Source organism: Dactylosporangium sp. NPDC049525 (genome assembly GCF_040676755.1).
Lineage (GTDB): Bacteria > Actinomycetota > Actinomycetes > Mycobacteriales > Micromonosporaceae > Dactylosporangium.
The window spans coordinates 25,126-40,781 of record NZ_JBFAPO010000059.1 but is presented as its reverse complement, the minus strand read 5'-3'; the positions used below and the strand labels follow the sequence as shown (position 1 = coordinate 40,781).

The following is a 15,656-nucleotide window of genomic DNA, read 5'->3' as shown; positions in this document are numbered from 1 at the left end:
AAGGGGCAATCCCGTGGGAAGTGGAATCTGGTCGACCGACGTCTACGACGCCGCCGACCGCTACCGTCGTGCCACCGGCGCCAGCGCGTTCGCCTACAGCGACTCCGGCGCCCGCACCGTCCACAGTGCACTCGACCCGAAGGACGTCGGCAAGCGGGAGAGCCGCGACTCCGACGAGCACCCCGACTCGGTCGCCATCGCCGTCATGTTCGACGTCACCGGCTCGATGGGTTCCGTGCCGAGAGTCCTGCAGCAGAAGCTGCCACAGTTGCTGGGATTGCTGCTGCGCAAGGGGTACGTCAAAGACCCGCAGATCCTCTTCGGTGCGATCGGCGACGCGACGTGCGACCGGGTGCCGCTGCAGGTCGGGCAGTTCGAGTCCGACAACCGCCTCGACGACGACCTCGGCCGCTTCGTGCTCGAAGGTGGCGGCGGCGGGCAGATGACCGAGTCCTACGAGCTCGCCATGTACTTCATGGCCCGCCACACCAGCATCGACTGCTACGAGAAGCGCGGCAAGCGCGGCTACCTGTTCATCATCGGCGACGAGCAGGCCTACGGGCGGGTCAAGCCCGGCGAGGTCCGCGACGTCATCGGCGACAAGCTCGGCGAGCCGATCGCGCTGCGGGCGATCGTCGACGAGGTGCGCCGCATGTACGACACCTACTACATCCTGCCGGCCGGCTCCTCGTACGCGGGGAACACCACCATCCTCGACTTCTGGAAGGACCTGCTCGGGCAGAACGTCATCGCCCTGGACGACCTCGACGCGGTCTGCGAGACGATCGCGCTGACCGTCGGCCTCGGCGAGGACACCATCGACCTGGACGAGGGCCTCGAGGACCTGCGCGAGGTCGGCTCGGCGGCGACCGCGACCGTGGGCAAGGCGCTGGCCCGCATCGGCGGCGACCGGGCCCCGCTCGCCTCCGGCTCGGCGCCTGCGATGACCGGCACCACCGCCGTGGAACGGTTGTAGCCATGGGGCACGTCATCGTCGTGGACCTGGGATACGGGGACTGCGGCAAGGGGACCGTCGTCGACCACCTCTGCGCCACGCGTGACGTGCACACCGTGGTCCGCTTCAACGGCGGCGCCCAGGCCGCGCACACCGTCGTGCTCGGCGACGGCCGCAAGCACACGTTCGCACAGTTCGGGTCGGGCACGTTCCGGCCCGGCGTGCGGACCCACCTGTCCCGGTTCATGGTCGTCGACCCCCTCGCCCTGGCCGCCGAGGCCGACCACCTGGTGGGTCTCGGCGTCCACGACGTCTGGCAGCGGCTCACCGTCGACCGTGCCGCGCTGCTGTCCACCCCGTACCACCGGGAGGCCAACCGGGCACGCGAGCTGGCCCGCGGCGCCGACCGGCACGGCTCCTGCGGGATGGGCGTCGGCGAGGCCATGGCGTACGCACTGTCGCATGTGGACGACGCGCCCCGGGTCGGCGACTGTCTCTCCCCGGCCGTGCTGCGGGCGAAGCTGCGCCGACTGCGGGCGGTGCTCAATGTGGACGGACCGCCGGTGGACGCCTGTGTGGAGGCCTACACCGCGTTCGCCGCCACCGTGTCCATCGTGGACGGTCTGCGGATCGAGGGCCCGTGCGTGTTCGAGGGCGCGCAGGGGGTGCTGCTCGACGAGTGGCACGGCTTCCACCCGTACACCACCTGGAGCACGACCACGTTCGCCAACGCCGAGGCGCTCCTGGGCGGCGAACCCGCCTACCGCCTCGGCGTGCTGCGGACCTTCACCACCCGCCACGGCGCCGGGCCGCTGGTCACCGAGGACCCCTCGCTGCCGATCACCGATCCCAACAACCCCACGAACCCGTGGCAGGGCGGGTTCCGGGTCGGCCACTTCGACGCCGTCGCGCACCGCTACGCCCTCGACGTCTGCGGCGGCGTCGACGGCCTGGCCCTCACCCACCTCGACACCGCTGCCGCCAACCCGCAGCTGCAGCTGTGCGTCGACTACGACGGCACCGTCCCCACTCGCGGCGTCACCGGCGACCTCGACCGGCAGGAGCGGCTGACCCGCGCCCTGCTGGACAGCCGGCCGCGCCTCGCCCCGGTCCGCGACTGGACCACCGCGGTCTCCGAGGCGCTGGCGACGCCGGTGGTGTTGGAGTCGCGGGGTCCGCGCTCGGAGGACAAGACATCCACCGATTCGGCCGCGATGACCACCGGTCAGCTGACATGCTGAAGCCCGCACCTCAGTCGCACCACAGTTGAACCTCAGACCGCCGTGTGACGCTGCAACCGCACAAGGCGGCAACGAGGGGGACACGGCATGGGATTCGATCGCGGCGCGCTCAACGCGGTCCTGCTCGCCACCACGGCGGGCCTCGCGATCGGCGGCGCGATCGGGGTCGTCTCCCCCACGTTCGCGGAGGCCGGCCCGTCGGCGCCGCGCTCCCGCCCGCCGGCGACCGTGGTCACGGACGTGGACGTGCTCGACAGCGACCACATGGCCATCACGGTCCGCTTCAGCAACACGGGTCGCGCGCTCCGGCACGTCGCCGCCGCGGATGTCAGCGTGTCGGCGGGGTCTGTGGTCCTTCTCCCGCGTACGTCCAACGCCGTCGACGTGCGTCCTGGCGCGACGGTGGTCACCACGTTCGAGTTCGACGCGCCGCCGCTCGGGGCCGCGTTGGCTCTTCGGCTCCCTGGCGAGAGCCTGTCGCTCTGATTCGCTGGTTGCCTTGCGGTTGAGGTTCGCGTGGGGGTAATCCGCTTGGACTGATTCCTGGTGCAGGTCCGCGTAGGTCGGTGGTTCCGCACAGCCTCCGGCCGCGCGATGGGGTAGCGCGGTCACCGTCCGTGCCGTAGTCGCGGTGATGCCAAGCCAGGTCCGAACTCACATGATCCAGCACCGTCGAGCGCATCATTCGGTGCTACAACACCGCCGTTGGTCAAAAGACAAAAACCATCGATCATCGGTCGAACAACCCGAAAGATCTGCGGGGCCCTGACCCCTCGGATCGTTCGGGTTGTTCGTTTTTCGAAACTGGCGACGGTGTGGCACCACCGAATGACGACCTCGACGGCGCTGGACCATGCGAGTGCGGACCTGGCTTGGCATCACCTCGACACGGCACACACCGCAACCACGCCACCCATACGTGCGGCCGGAGGCTGCGCGGAACCACCGACCTACGAGGACCTACACCAGGAACCACTCCAAGCGGCGTACCCCCACGCGAACCTCAACAGAAAGACGACCACACGATCTTGGGGGACGATCAGGGCTGGAAACGCTCACGCCGAACAACCGGCCGGCGGCCCTTCAACGTCGTGCGCCGCAAGGTGTCGATGACCTCGTCAACAGCACCCTCCGGCACCTCCACCAGCGAGAACCGGTCCGTGATCTCGATCGCACCGATGTCGCGCCCACTCAGGCTCGACTCGCCCGTGATCGCGCCGACCAGGTCCTGCGGTCGGATCCCAGCGGCCCGGCCGGCACCGACGAAGAGCCTGGTCATGCCACCCGCCGGGACGCGCCGGCCACCAGCCTCGCGGCCACGGCCGCGGCCCTCGGCGTCACGGACGGCGACGCGGCGGCCCGGGCCGGAGCGGTCGCCGGAGCGGTCGCCGGCGCCGGGACGCTCCCGGTCCCCGAAGGCACCCTCGCGGGGGGCGCGGAGGGTGATCTCGGGGATCTCCTCCTGATCGCCGTCGCCGATGCTGGTCGCGTCGTGGGCGATCTTGACCGCGGCGATGGCGATCTCCATCAGGTCGAACTCGTCGCTGAGGGTCTCCACGACGACGCGGAACTGCGACAGGGCGGCGTCGTCGGCGACGAGGCTCTCGTGCAGGGCGGCGCGGGTCAGCTCGAGGCGGCGGGCGCGCAGGTCCGCGACGGTCGGGACCTTCTCGATGAGGATGCGCTGCTTGGTGACGCGCTCGATGGTCTTGAGCATGCGGTGCTCGCGGGGCTCGGCGAGGGTGATCGCCACGCCCTCGCGGCCGGCCCGGCCGACACGGCCGATGCGGTGCACGTAGGACTCGGGGGCCGACGGCACGTCGTAGTTGACGACGTGGGTGAGGTGCTCGACGTCCAGGCCGCGGGCAGCGACGTCGGTGGCGACGAGCAGGTCGGCGGTGCCGTTGCGCAGCCGGGCCATGACCCGGTCGCGCTGCTCCTGGCCCATACCGCCGTGCAGCGCCTCGGCCCGGTAGCCGCGGCCGTTGAGGGTCTCGGTGAGCTGGTCGACCTCGTCACGGGTGCGGCAGAAGACGAGGGCGGCGCCAGGGGCCTCGACGTCCAGGACGCGGCCGAGGGCGGCCGGCTTGTGCGCGCGGGTGACGACATAGGCGACCTGGCGCACCAGCGGCGACTCGCCGGCGGCGGTGGGCTCGCGGCCGATCTGGATGCGGACCGGGTCGTTGAGGTGGCTGCGGGCCAGGCCGTCGATGCGGGGCGGCATCGTGGCGGAGAACAGCACCGTCTGGCGGTCCTCCGGGGTCTCCTGCAGGATCGCCTCGATGTCCTCGGCGAAGCCCATGTCGAGCATCTCGTCGGCCTCGTCGAGGACGACGACACGCAGGTCGTGCAGGTGCAGCGTGCCACGGCTGATGTGATCGAGGGCGCGGCCCGGGGTGGCGACGACGACGTCGACGCCCTGTTCGAGGGCGCGCAGCTGGCGGCCGATCGGCTGGCCGCCGTAGATCGGCAGGACGCGGGTGCCGAGGTCCTTGCCATACCGGTGGATCGCCTCGGACACCTGCACGGCCAGCTCACGGGTCGGCACGAGGATGAGCGCGGAGGGGTTGTCGCCGCCGGGTGAGGGGATGGTCTGCAGCAGCGGCAGCGAGAACGCGGCGGTCTTGCCGGTGCCGGTGGCGGCCTGGCCGAGCAGGTCACGGCCGGCGAGCATCGGCGGGATCGCCTCGCGCTGGATCGGGGTCGGCTCCTCGTAGCCGAGGGTGGTCAGTGCCTTGAGCAGCTCGTCCCGCAAGCCCAGTTCGGCGAAGCCGGTATCTTCATTGGTGCCTGCGGTCACGGTGGTGCTCCTCAATCGTGGCATTCGTGGCGTCTCTATCATCCCAGGCCCGGGCTCCAGCCGCCGGTGCGGTGCACCCCGCTGTGATCTGCGACCAGCCCCGGGCGCGGGTGCGGCGCCGGCCGACTGGTACAACGAGCGGGTGGCCGACGACGACTGGCAGTCCCAGAGAGCCCGTGCGGTGGCGCACCACGCCGCAGAGCTCGACCGGCGGCGCGCCGCGGAGACCGAGCTGGCGATGGCCCTCATCAAGCAGTTCGTCACGGACGCCCGGGTGGCTGGGCTGCCGACCGAGCCGTTGCGCGCCCGCTCCTACAGCGGACGTTCCTACCGTACGCCGTTGCGCGGCTGGCACCTCAACAGTGACCGCACCATCGCTGTGGGTGACGACGGCCGGTATTACTCGCTGCTGGTGCCGCCGAGCGCGACGGGCTGGCTGACCGGGGTGACGCCGCAGCCGCAGGCACCGCGGCTGATCGTCGGCGAGGGCGCCCGCGACGGCGAGTCCATCCCCTTACAGCAGCTCCTCGCGAAGCGGCTGGATGAACACGGGCGGCACTGAGTCGGTGAGCCAGACGCCGTTGCCGGAGACGTAGAACACGTGCCCGGCGCGGGCCATCTCCCCCGCCCGGACGGTGAGGATCGCGACGGCGCCGCCGCGGCGGGTGCCGACCCGGCGGGCGGTGTCCGCGTCGGATGAGAGGTGCACGTGGTGGCGGCCGCCGCGGTTGAGCCCGGTCGCCCGGATCGACTCCAGGGCCGCGCTGCCGGTGCCGTGGAAGAGCACCTCCGGCGGCTCCTGCGGGACCAGGCCCAGCTCGACCGGGACCGAATGACCCTGGTTGGCGCGGATCCGCTCGACCCCGTCGGGGCCGGTCTCCACGGCGTAGCGCTGCTTGTCGTTGCCGGCGACGACCTCGTCGAGGTCGGCGCGGGAGATGCCCATGGCGCTCAGGAACACCTCGACGGGGACCCAGCCGGCCGGATCGAGGGTCAGGCCGACCCGCGCGGGGTCATGGCGCAGCGCCTTCGACATCCGCTTACTGATCTTGACGAGCTGCTGGTGGTCCATCGCAGCTCTCATTCTGCGACAGGCGTCCAGTCATTTAGCCCGGCCACGACGCGGTCGGGGCGCAGCAGGACCGCGCGCCGGCGGCCCATCCAGCGACGCAGCACGCCGCTCGGGTCGAACTCGGGCGTCACGACGATCACCCGCGCGCCGCCGTGCTTCATGAGCACGCCCGAGCGGCACAGCAGCGCCCAGCCGTCACCCAGGGCCTCGTCGAGCGGCACCGTGCGGCCCTGCCACACGACGGCCGGCTGCGGCGCGAGGGTGCCGCCGCGCCTGCCCCGGCCGACGCCTTTCAGCGGTGGGCTGGTGGAGCGCAGCGCAAGGCCCTTCAGCCCGGGCAGCCGCCACACCGCGCCCAGCACCACCCGCCGCACCGCCGCCGCCCGGTCCTGACCGCCTGTCATCGCCCAGCCCGCCACGACGGCCAGCCGGATCTGGGCCTTCGCGTGTGGTTTTCGTTCGCGTTGGTACGACTCCAGCAGGGCCGGGCTGCCCGTTGCCAGCTTCCACGCCAGGTTGTGGGCGTCACGCAGCCCGGCGCCGAGTCCCTGGCCGATGAACGGCGGGGTCTGGTGCGCCGCGTCGCCGAGCAGGAACACCCGGCCGCGGTGCCACGTGGAGGCGATCCTGGCCCGGAACGTGTACTGCGCGGCCCGCACCACCGTCACCGGGGTCCCGGCGAGCCACGGGGTCAGCAGCGCCGGGACGTCGAGATCGGACTCGCCGTCGTGCAGCCGGAACTCCCACCGGTACCGACGCGGACCCAGCTGCATGAAGGTCGCCGCGCGACGCGGGTCGCAGACCTGGTGCACGCCGCCCCAGGCGTCGAGGTCCCGGCCGGTGACGCCGTCGACGACGAGCCACCGCTCCTCGAACCCGAGGTCCTCCAGGGTCGCGCCGATGAGCGTGCGGACGGTGCTGTTGGCGCCGTCGCAGCCGAGGACCGCCGACGCCGCGATCGTCGTGCCGTCATCCAGCGTGACCGAGGTGGAGGTGACCCCGGTGACGGTGACGCCGCCGCGGAACTCGATCAGCGGCAGCTCGGCGACCCTGGCCCGCAGCAGCCGCTCCAGGTCGGGCTGGTCGAACATGTTGGCCTGCGGCCAGCCGTGCGGCCCGGGGGCGGGGTCGCGGCGGAACTCGGCCATGACGCGGTGCCGGCCGTCGAGCAGCCGCAGGCCGAGGCCGGGGCGGCTCACCGCGGCGAACCCGGCCGCGATCCCGAGCTCCTGCAGGATCCGCATGACCTCGTCGTCGACGTGGACGGCGCGGGGCAGCGGGTACGGCGTCGGGTGGCGGTCCAGCAGCAGGCACGGCACGCCGCGCTGGGCGAGCAGGATCGCGGCGGCGGCGCCGACCGGCCCCGCCCCCACGATCACCACTGGATCCACGCGGCGACACTACGTCATGCGCAGCGGGTCCCGTTGAGCGTGAACACGGCCGGCGCGGTGTTCGTGCCGCTCCAGTTGGACAGGAACCCGAACGTCACGGTGCCACCGGCGGGGATGCTCGCCGTGTAACTCACGTTGGTCATGGTGACCGCCGCGCCGGACTGGGCGTAGGTGGCGCCCCACGACTGGGTGAGGACCTGGCCGTTGGCGTAGGACCAGGCGAGCTTCCAGCCGTTGACCGGGGTGGTGCCGGTGTTGCTCACCTTCACGTCGCCCTGGAAGCCGCCCGGCCACTGCCCGACGACGCTGTAGACGACCTTGCAGGCGCCGGCGGGCTGTGAGTTCGACGGCGACGGCGAGGTGGACGTGGACCGCGACGGCGAGGGCGACACCGACGAGCGGGACGGCGACGGGGAGGTCACGCCCCCGTACACGGTCGCCTCGCGAGCGGTGGCCTTGATGCCGTTGGCGCCGTTGAAGATGCGCTCGCCCCAACTGGTGAGCTGCGCGGGGTTGAAGCCGGTCACCATGTCGAGGTATTCGACGCCGCCGCCGTTGCCGCTCCACGACCAGCCGAGGTAGCCGAGCTTCAGCGACTGCGCGGTCGCCATGATGGTGTCCTCGTCGGGGTTGCCGTCGGAGTGGTTGAAGCCGAACTCGCCGACCACGATCGGCAGTTTCGCGGTGACGAACCGGTTGAGGTAGTCGTTGATCTCCGCGGCGGTGTCGAAGACGCCGTACATGTGGATGGAGAACACGGTGTTCTTCAGCGGGTCGGCGGCGAAGACGGTCGCCGCGTTGTCGCGCATGGTGAAGGACCAGTCCTGGCCCCAGTTGGGCGCGTCGACCATGATGGTGTGCTCGAAACCGTTGCTGCGCAGCCGTTTGACCGCGTTGGCGGTGTCGGTGGTCCAGTTGGCGACGGTGGCGGCGTTGTTGCCGTAGGGCTCGTTGCCGATGTTCACGATGACGTACTTCTCCTGGCCGACGAGCGCGCTCTTGATGCTCAGCCAGTAGTCGACGGCCTTGTCGAGGGAGACCGCCGCGCTCTGCTCGCCGTAGCCGGTGGTGTCGTGCGCCTCCAGGACGCAGATGAGCCGGTTGGCCTTGCACAGCGACACGACGTTGGCGACGTCGGCGGTGTCGTTCTTTGCCCATTGGTCGCCGGTGGCGAGCACGACCCGGACGGTGTTGGCGCCCAGCGCCTTGATGTTGGCGAACGAGCTGGTCTGCGTCTGGTACCAGGTGTGTGCGTGGCTGACGCCGCGCATGACGAACTCGGTGCCGTTGGCGTCGTAGAGCCGGCCGTTGCTGACGGTGAAGCCGGTCGCCGCCTGCGCCGGCTGCACGGCGACGAGCACCGACACCACGACTGCCAGCGCGGCGGCGGCCGCGAGGGTGATCCGCGTCCTCATGAAGTGCCTCCCTAAAGTCGGGGGCACCGTATGAAGCGGTTCAGTTGGCCGTCAACGATGTCATCAATCAGCCGCAGGTAGGCGGCGTGGGCGGTGTGAAAGTTCCAGCGCCGGGTAGCTGCCGCCCCGTACCGCACGGATCGCACCCAGGCAGGAGAAGTAGATGGCCATCGACAACCCGTCCGACCTGTTCCTCTACGAGCTGTCCGGCATGTACGACGCCGAACGCAAGAGCAACCACCTCGTGGGCGAGATGCTCAACCAGGCCGAGCAGAGCCCCCTCGCACAGATCCTGCGCGCCCAGCAGCAACAGGGGCAGCAGAAGATCCAGAACATCGAGACGTGCTTCGCGATGATGGAGATGGAGCCGGCCGAGGTGCCGTGCATGACGCTCGACGGGATGCGCGCGGAGTTTCAGGCGTTCTCCGGACAGCGGCCCTCCACCGAGGCGATGGAGATCTACGCCGTCGACGCGGAGACGAAGCTGGCCCACTTCGGCATCGCCGGTTACCGCGGGCTGATCGACAAGGCCCTGCTCATGGGCGAGATGCAGTGCGCGCAGATCCTGCAGACCAACCTGGTGCAGAAGCAGGAGAACGCGGGCACGTTCGAGCGGATCAGCCACGAGCTCGGGCAGCGCGTGGCGATGAGCGTCTGAGCCGTCCCGGAGGGGACCCCGACATCGGGCCCCCTCCGGTCCTCGCACCCGGCCGGTCAGCCGCCGAGGCTGGCCGCGGCCGAGGCGATCGCCGAGGCGAAGGTGCTCACCTGGCTGTACACGCCCGGGTAGTTCGGGCGGGCGCAGCCGTTGCCCCAGCTGACGATGCCGACCTGGATCCAGGCGTTGGACGCGTCGCGGCGGAACATCGGGCCGCCCGAGTCACCCTGGCAGGTGTCGGTGCCACCGGCCGCGTAGCCGGCGCAGATCTCGTCGTTCGGGATCAGGTCCGGGTAGGAGTTGTCGCAGGTGGAGTCCGCCACGTACGGCACGGTCGCCTTGAGCAGGTAGCGCTGCTGTGCGCCGCCCTCCCGCGCCGCGCCCCATCCCGCGACGGTGAAGGTGCCGGTGTTGTACGTGGTGGTCGTCGCGATCGGCAGGGTGGCCAGGCCGCTGACGGGCGAGGCGAGCCGGATCAGCGCCCAGTCCTTGCCGTTGCCGTTGTACCCGGGTGCCCGGTACACGTAGTTGGACCGGACCTGGATCCGGCTGGACGACTGGAGGTCGACCACGCCGAGCGTCGCGGTGATGCTGGTGTTCGTGCCGGTGCCGTTGACGCAGTGCGCCGCGGTGAGGACCAGCCGCGGGCTGTACAGCGCACCGCCGCAGCCCATCGACAGGCGCACCATGAACGGGAACTCGCCCTGCGCCGCGCGGGTGCCGCCGACGACGTCCTGCTGGGCGTGCGCCACGCCCGGCAGGACACCGAGCACGGCAATGACAGCGGTCATGACCGCCAGGAGCCTTCGTACCATCCGGGAGCCTCCCCAACGAGTTGGATGATGGGGAGGATGCTATCCATCGATTCGATGTCTATGGATATATCGTCCGGCTCATACTGCCGACGACGATGCTGGTCTCGGTCTCCGGGTCGGTGACGGTCCGTGGCTCCAGCCCGGCGTCGCGCAGGACGCCGTGCGCGGCCTCCAGCTGCGCGTCGCCGGCCTCGGTCAGCAACTGCCCGCCGGGCGCCAGCCAGCCCGGCGCCTGCGCCGCGACCCGCCGCAGCACGCGCAGGCCGTCGTCACCGCCGTCGAGGGCGGCCCGCCGCTCGTGCACCCGGAACTCCTCGGGCAGGAACGCGATCTGATCCGTCGGCACGTACGGCACATTGGCCAGGAGCACGTCGACCCGCCCGCGCAGGTCCCGCGGCAACGCGTCGAAAAGGTCCCCCTCGTACACCTCGGCGCCCCGCAGATTGCGGCGCGCGCAGGCGACCGCGGCAGGGTCGACGTCGGCCGCGACCAGGCGGACGCCGGTGCGGCCACGGGTGGCGGTCGCGCCCAGCGCCCCGGTGCCGCAGCACAGGTCGAGCACCGTCTGCCCACTGTGGATCATCGCGCGGGCGGTGACGGCGAGGAGCTCGGTGCGGTGCCGCGGGATGAACACCCCGTCGGCGATGACGAACCGCTCCCCCGCGAACATCGCCCACCCGACGAGATACTCCAGGGGATGCCCGGCGACGCGGCGCTCGACGAGCCGGTCCAGCACCGCGGCGTCACCGGCGGCCGCCTCGGTCAGCAGCGCCGCCTCGTCCTCGGCGAACACGCACCCGGCGGCGCGCAACCGCTCGGTCACAGTGGGCACGCCGCACTGTAGCCGTTGCTACGCTGACGTGTGCGCGCAGTCATGCTGTCCGGCCCCGGCCCGATCGAGAACCTTCAGCTCGTCGAGGTGCCCACGCCGCAGCCGCCGCCCGGCTGGGTCCGGATCCGGGTCGAGGCGTTCGGGCTCAACCGCTCCGAGCTGCACACCCGCCTCGGATACGCCGAGGGTGTCGTCTTCCCGCGCGTCCCGGGCATCGAGGCGGTCGGCGTCCTCGACGACGTCAACGGCACCGACCTGACCCCCGGGCAGCAGGTCGCCACGATGATGGGCGGCATGGGCCGCACGTTCGACGGCGGCTACGCGCAATACACGGTCGTGCCCGCCGCCCAGGTCATCCCGTTCGGGTCCGAACTGCCCTGGTCGGCGATCGGCGCCGTGCCCGAGACGCTGCAGACCGCGTACGGTTCGCTGACCACCGGCCTGGACCTGCGGGCCGGTCAGACGCTGCTGATCCGCGGCGGCACCTCGTCGGTCGGCCTGGCCGCGGCGGCGCTCGCCCGCGACCTCGGCGCGACGGTCCTGTCGACCACCCGTTCGCCGGACCGGCGGGCCGCGCTGTCGGCCGTCGGCGTCACCCACCCGCTCGTCGACGACGGCACGGTCGCCGCACAGGTCCGGGCGCTGTTCCCGGACGGTGTCGACGCGGCCCTCGAGCTCGTCGGCACCCCCACCCTGCCGGACACCCTGGCCGCCACCCGCGTGCACGGCACCGTGTGCTTCACCGGCATGCTGTCCAACGAGTGGCTGGTCCGCGACTTCTACCCGATCGGCTACCTGCCCACCGGGGTGCGGCTGACCGCGTATGGCGGCGAGGCCAGCGACCTGCCCGCCGCGGTCCTGCAGCGGTACCTGGACCGGATCGCCTCCGGCGAGGTCACGCTCGGCCCGGTCCACACGTATCCGATGGACGACATCCGGCTCGCCCACACCGACCTGGAGCTCGGCACAAAGGTCGGCAAGCTCGTCGTCCTGCCGTGAGCACCTACGAGGAGCTCATCGCCGAGGCCACGGCCGCGCCGGTCGAGGGCTGGGACTTCGGGTGGCTGCGCGGCCGGACACACGGCGGCGAGCTGTCCTGGTCCTACCCGGAGCTCGCCCGCGACCTGGTCGGCCACGCGTCGTCGCTGCTGGACGTCGACACCGGCGGCGGGGAGCTCCTGGCGAGCCTGGCGCCGCTGCCGCCGCACGCGGTCGCGAGCGAGGCGTGGCCGCCGAACGTCCGCATCGCCACGGACCGGCTCACCCCGCTCGGCGTGACCGTCCGGCAGTCCACCACGGCGCTGCCGGCCGCCGGGTTCGACCTCGTCCTGAACCGGCACGGCGCCTGCGACGCCGGCGAGCTGGCCCGGCTCCTGCGCCCCGGCGGCCTGCTCCTCACCCAGCAGGTCGGCAGCGACGACTGCACCTCGCTGAACACCGCGCTCGGCGCGCCACCGGCGTACCCTCCGGGCAGCTGGGACGCGGCGAGCGCCGGCGCCGCCCTGACCGCGGCCGGGTTCACGCTGCTGGACGTCCGCGAGGAACACCCGGCGGTCACGTTCGCCGACGTCGGTGCGCTGGTGTTCCAGCTGCGCATGGTGACCTGGCAGGTCCCTGACTTCACCGTCGAACGCTACGACGACGCCCTGCGCCGGCTGCACGCGGCCGGCCGCCCGATCGGCACGCACGCCCATCGTTTCCTGATCCACGCGAGGCGGTAGCCATGGAATATCCGGACCTTTCGCCGTACATGTATCGGCAGTTCCCGCTCGACATGCGCACGGTCGGCTGGCTGGGCCGCGAGCGCGGGCTGCAGGACTCGAACGTGCCGGTGACGGACGCCGACCTGCACCGGCTCCGCGCTGCCTCGCTGGGCCCCACCAACCTGACGCGTGGCTGGCACGACTGCGAGTGGTGCGGGAGCAGCCCGGTGTCGGAGGGGAACGGCGAATACCACTACTACGCTCACGACGGCGAGGTGTACGCCGCCCCGGCGATGATCTTCCACTACGTCGAGGTGCACGGGTACCGCCCGCCCGCGGTGTTCCTGGAGTCGCTGCGGGTGACGGGAACACTGGCCTGGGACTGGCGCGCGGAACGCCTCGCCGCGATGTTCGCCGATGACCCGCAGGACATGGACTCGTGCCGCACCGGCATCGTCGACCTCGCGCACTGGAAGGACCCGAAGGCGCTCGAGGCGTTGCTGGTCGCGGCCCGCAACCCGCGGCTCGTCCTCGTCGCGGGCGAGCAGCTCGGCGGCTCCCTCGCCCGGTTCGTGTCCTGCGACTTCGCGCCGGACCTGACCGCCGAGACCTTCCCGGGCCCGGTCCGGCAGGGCATGGACAAGGCGCTGCGGCGGCGGTGAGGCACAACCCGGTGCGGCGGCACGCGCCTCCGGGTTGTGCCCCGGCGGCGCGTCAGGCGTAGAGGCCGCGGCTGTAGCGGTCCTCGGCGTAGTACGCCTCGAGCTCCTCCACCGTCTCCGTGGTGTTCTGGACGCTCTTGATGAGTTTCGCGTGCGACGGCAGCGCCTCGGGAGTCCAGGTCGCCGGCTTCCACAGCTGCGACCGCATGAACGCCTTCTGGCAGTGGAAGAAGATCGTGTCGATGTCGACGACCAGGGCCAGGATCGGCTCGTGCCCCTCCACGACCATCTCGGAGAACCACGGGGCGGCGCTGAGCAGCCGGGCACGGCCGTTGATGCGCAGCGTCTCGCGGCGGCCGGGGATCAGGAAGATCAGGCCGACGTGCGGGTTGGCGAGGATGTTGTGGAAGCCGTCGGCGCGGCGGTTGCCGGGACGCTCGGGGATCGCGATCGTGCGGTCGTCGATCACGTGCGCGAAGCCGGGCGGGTCGCCCTTGGGCGAGACGTCGCAGTTGCCGTCCGCGTCAGAGGTGGCGACGAGGACGAACGGCGACAGCGCCAGCCAGTCCCGGTCGGTGTCAGTGAGGGTGTTGCGTTCCTTGGTCACGGCCCGGGGCATCGGCGACCCGAGCAGGTCCTCCAGTTCGGCGATCGAGGTGATCTGCATGATCTCAAGGATAAGGCGAGTAACAAGCTGTAACAGTGAAGATATTGTACGGGCGGACGTGTGCCATTAGCGTCGGCTCATGACGGGACACACCTCCGAAGCCGACGCCTACCGTGACGACCGCGCGCACGTCTTCCACTCCTGGTCGGCGCAGCGTTCGCTGGACCCGGTCGTCGTCACCGGCGGCCTCGGCAGCACGTTCTGGGACGCCGAGGGCACCAGATACCTCGACTTCTCCTCGCAGCTGGTCAACCTCAACCTCGGGCACCAGCATCCCAAGGTCGTCGCCGCGATCCAGGAGCAGGCGGCGGCGCTGTGCACGATCGCGCCGAGCTTCGCCAACCCGACCCGCAGCGAGGCCGCCCGCCTCATCGCGGAGGTGGCGCCCGGCGACCTGTCGCACGTGTTCTTCACCAACGGCGGCACCGAGGCCAACGAGCACGCCGTGAAGATGGCCCGGCTGACGACCGGCCGGCACAAGATCCTGGCCGCGTACCGGTCGTACCATGGCGCCACCACCGGATCCATCACGCTGACCGGCGACCCGCGCCGCTGGGCGAACGAGCCCGCGATGCCGGGGGTCGTGCGGTTCTTCGGGCCGTATCCCTACCGCTCGTCGTTCCACGCCGACAGCCCCGAGCAGGAGACCCAGCGGGCGTTGCAGCACCTCGAGGAGGTGTTCACGTTCGAGGGGCCGCACACCGTCGCCGCCGTCATCGTCGAGTCGGTCGTCGGGACCAACGGGATCCTGGTGCCGCCGCCCGGCTACCTCGCGGGGGTCCGCGAGCTGTGCGACCGGCACGGGGCGCTGCTCATCTGCGACGAGGTGATGAGCGGGTTCGGCCGGTGCGGCGAGTGGTTCGCCGTCGACCGGTGGAATGTGGTCCCGGACCTCATCACGTTCGCGAAGGGCGTCAACTCCGGCTACGTGCCGCTCGGCGGGGTCATCCTCGGCGAGAAGGTCTACGAGACCTTCGCCGACCGCCCGTTCCCCGGTGGGCTCACGTATTCCGGGCACCCCCTGGCGTGCGCCGCCGCGATCGCCACGATCGAGGTGATGCGCGACGAGCGGATCCCCGAGCGGGTCCGGGACCTCGGCGAGCGGGTCGTCGGGCCGCGCCTGGAGAAGCTCCGCGACCGGCACCCGTCCGTCGGTGAGGTCCGCGGCCTCGGCCTGTTCTGGGCGATCGAGCTGGTCCGCGACCGGGAGACCCGCGAGATGCTGGTGCCCTACAACGCGTCCGGCGCCGCCGCGAAGCCGATGGCCGACGTCGTCGCCGCGTGCAAGGCCCGCGGGGTCTGGCCGTTCACCCACTTCAACCGGGTGCACGTGGTGCCGCCGCTGGTCGTCACCGAGGAGGAGCTGCTGCGCGGCATCGACGCGATCGACGACGCCCTCGACGCCGCCGACGCCTACGTGGCCTGACCCGGATGGCACAGTGGCG

At 71.3% G+C, this 15,656-nt stretch carries 16 protein-coding genes; 9 read left to right on the top strand and 7 right to left on the bottom strand.

Going from position 1 to position 15,656, the window contains the following annotated elements; translation table 11 throughout:
* The first annotated feature begins 13 nt into the window (after nt 1–13).
* From AB0K00_RS47020 to AB0K00_RS47010, 3 genes are all read left to right on the top strand, one after another.
* Nucleotides 14–976 carry a hypothetical protein gene (locus tag AB0K00_RS47020; RefSeq protein ID WP_363536053.1) on the top strand — a complete coding sequence of 321 codons (963 nt, stop codon included), beginning with the start codon at nt 14–16 and terminating at the stop codon, nt 974–976.
* A gap of 2 nt (nt 977–978) precedes the next feature.
* Entirely contained in the window at nt 979–2,196 is a 1,218-nt protein-coding gene (locus AB0K00_RS47015; protein WP_363536050.1) for an adenylosuccinate synthetase, read from the top strand.
* An 87-nt stretch (nt 2,197–2,283) separates the two neighbouring features.
* Nucleotides 2,284–2,682 carry a hypothetical protein gene (locus AB0K00_RS47010; protein WP_363536047.1) on the top strand — a complete coding sequence of 133 codons (399 nt, stop codon included), beginning with the start codon at nt 2,284–2,286 and terminating at the stop codon, nt 2,680–2,682.
* A gap of 553 nt (nt 2,683–3,235) precedes the next feature.
* Here the strand turns inward: AB0K00_RS47010 and AB0K00_RS47005 are convergent.
* Nucleotides 3,236–4,996: a DEAD/DEAH box helicase gene (locus tag AB0K00_RS47005; protein WP_363536043.1), complete on the bottom strand. Its 1,761-nt coding sequence runs from the start codon at nt 4,994–4,996 to the stop codon at nt 3,236–3,238.
* Nucleotides 4,997–5,138: 142 nt separating this feature from the next.
* On the opposite strand from AB0K00_RS47005, the gene AB0K00_RS47000 reads away from it, so the two are divergent.
* Nucleotides 5,139–5,558, top strand: coding sequence for a hypothetical protein (locus tag AB0K00_RS47000; protein WP_363536040.1), 420 nt, complete (start codon nt 5,139–5,141; stop codon nt 5,556–5,558).
* Here AB0K00_RS47000 and AB0K00_RS46995 read toward each other — a convergent pair.
* Genes AB0K00_RS46995 through AB0K00_RS46985 form a run of 3 tightly spaced genes read right to left on the bottom strand, consistent with a single transcriptional unit; the run spans nt 5,511 to nt 8,874 of the window.
* The gene (locus tag AB0K00_RS46995; protein WP_363536037.1) at nt 5,511–6,068 is read right to left on the bottom strand and encodes an RNA 2'-phosphotransferase; all 558 of its coding nucleotides are present in this window, start codon (nt 6,066–6,068) and stop codon (nt 5,511–5,513) included. The two genes, AB0K00_RS47000 and AB0K00_RS46995, sit on opposite strands and share 48 nt — an antisense overlap.
* 8 nt (nt 6,069–6,076) lie before the next feature.
* Nucleotides 6,077–7,459: a bifunctional 3-(3-hydroxy-phenyl)propionate/3-hydroxycinnamic acid hydroxylase gene (locus AB0K00_RS46990; protein WP_363536034.1), complete on the bottom strand. Its 1,383-nt coding sequence runs from the start codon at nt 7,457–7,459 to the stop codon at nt 6,077–6,079.
* A gap of 14 nt (nt 7,460–7,473) precedes the next feature.
* A complete protein-coding gene (locus AB0K00_RS46985; protein ID WP_363536031.1) occupies nt 7,474–8,874 on the bottom strand; it encodes a cellulase family glycosylhydrolase in 1,401 nt (466 codons plus the stop codon).
* Between the two features lie 163 nt (nt 8,875–9,037).
* Here AB0K00_RS46985 and AB0K00_RS46980 point away from each other — a divergent pair, with 163 nt between their 5' ends.
* Entirely contained in the window at nt 9,038–9,532 is a 495-nt protein-coding gene (locus AB0K00_RS46980; RefSeq protein ID WP_363536029.1) for a DUF892 family protein, read from the top strand.
* A gap of 56 nt (nt 9,533–9,588) precedes the next feature.
* Here the strand turns inward: AB0K00_RS46980 and AB0K00_RS46975 are convergent, their stop codons facing one another.
* Nucleotides 9,589–10,323: a serine protease gene (locus tag AB0K00_RS46975; RefSeq protein WP_363536026.1), complete on the bottom strand. Its 735-nt coding sequence runs from the start codon at nt 10,321–10,323 to the stop codon at nt 9,589–9,591.
* An 82-nt stretch (nt 10,324–10,405) separates the two neighbouring features.
* Complete coding sequence (locus AB0K00_RS46970) at nt 10,406–11,179, bottom strand: putative protein N(5)-glutamine methyltransferase (protein ID WP_363536023.1); 774 nt, start codon at nt 11,177–11,179, stop codon at nt 10,406–10,408.
* A gap of 30 nt (nt 11,180–11,209) precedes the next feature.
* On the opposite strand from AB0K00_RS46970, the gene AB0K00_RS46965 reads away from it, so the two are divergent.
* Genes AB0K00_RS46965 through AB0K00_RS46955 form a run of 3 tightly spaced genes read left to right on the top strand, consistent with a single transcriptional unit; the run spans nt 11,210 to nt 13,544 of the window.
* Nucleotides 11,210–12,178, top strand: a complete 969-nt coding sequence (locus tag AB0K00_RS46965) for a zinc-binding dehydrogenase (RefSeq protein WP_363536020.1) — start codon at nt 11,210–11,212, stop codon at nt 12,176–12,178.
* Nucleotides 12,175–12,900 (top strand): methyltransferase, encoded by a 726-nt coding sequence (locus AB0K00_RS46960; protein ID WP_363536017.1) that lies wholly within the window; start codon nt 12,175–12,177, stop codon nt 12,898–12,900. Before AB0K00_RS46965 ends, AB0K00_RS46960 begins: the two co-directional genes overlap by 4 nt.
* A 2-nt stretch (nt 12,901–12,902) precedes the next feature.
* Nucleotides 12,903–13,544, top strand: a complete 642-nt coding sequence (locus AB0K00_RS46955) for a hypothetical protein (protein WP_363536014.1) — start codon at nt 12,903–12,905, stop codon at nt 13,542–13,544.
* 52 nt (nt 13,545–13,596) lie between these two features.
* Here AB0K00_RS46955 and AB0K00_RS46950 read toward each other — a convergent pair whose 3' ends face one another.
* A complete protein-coding gene (locus AB0K00_RS46950) occupies nt 13,597–14,211 on the bottom strand; it encodes a pyridoxamine 5'-phosphate oxidase family protein (RefSeq protein ID WP_363536012.1) in 615 nt (204 codons plus the stop codon).
* Between the two features lie 79 nt (nt 14,212–14,290).
* Between AB0K00_RS46950 and AB0K00_RS46945 the strand changes: the two genes are divergently transcribed.
* The gene (locus AB0K00_RS46945) at nt 14,291–15,637 is read left to right on the top strand and encodes an aspartate aminotransferase family protein (RefSeq protein ID WP_363536009.1); all 1,347 of its coding nucleotides are present in this window, start codon (nt 14,291–14,293) and stop codon (nt 15,635–15,637) included.
* The last annotated feature ends 19 nt before the right edge of the window (nt 15,638–15,656 follow it).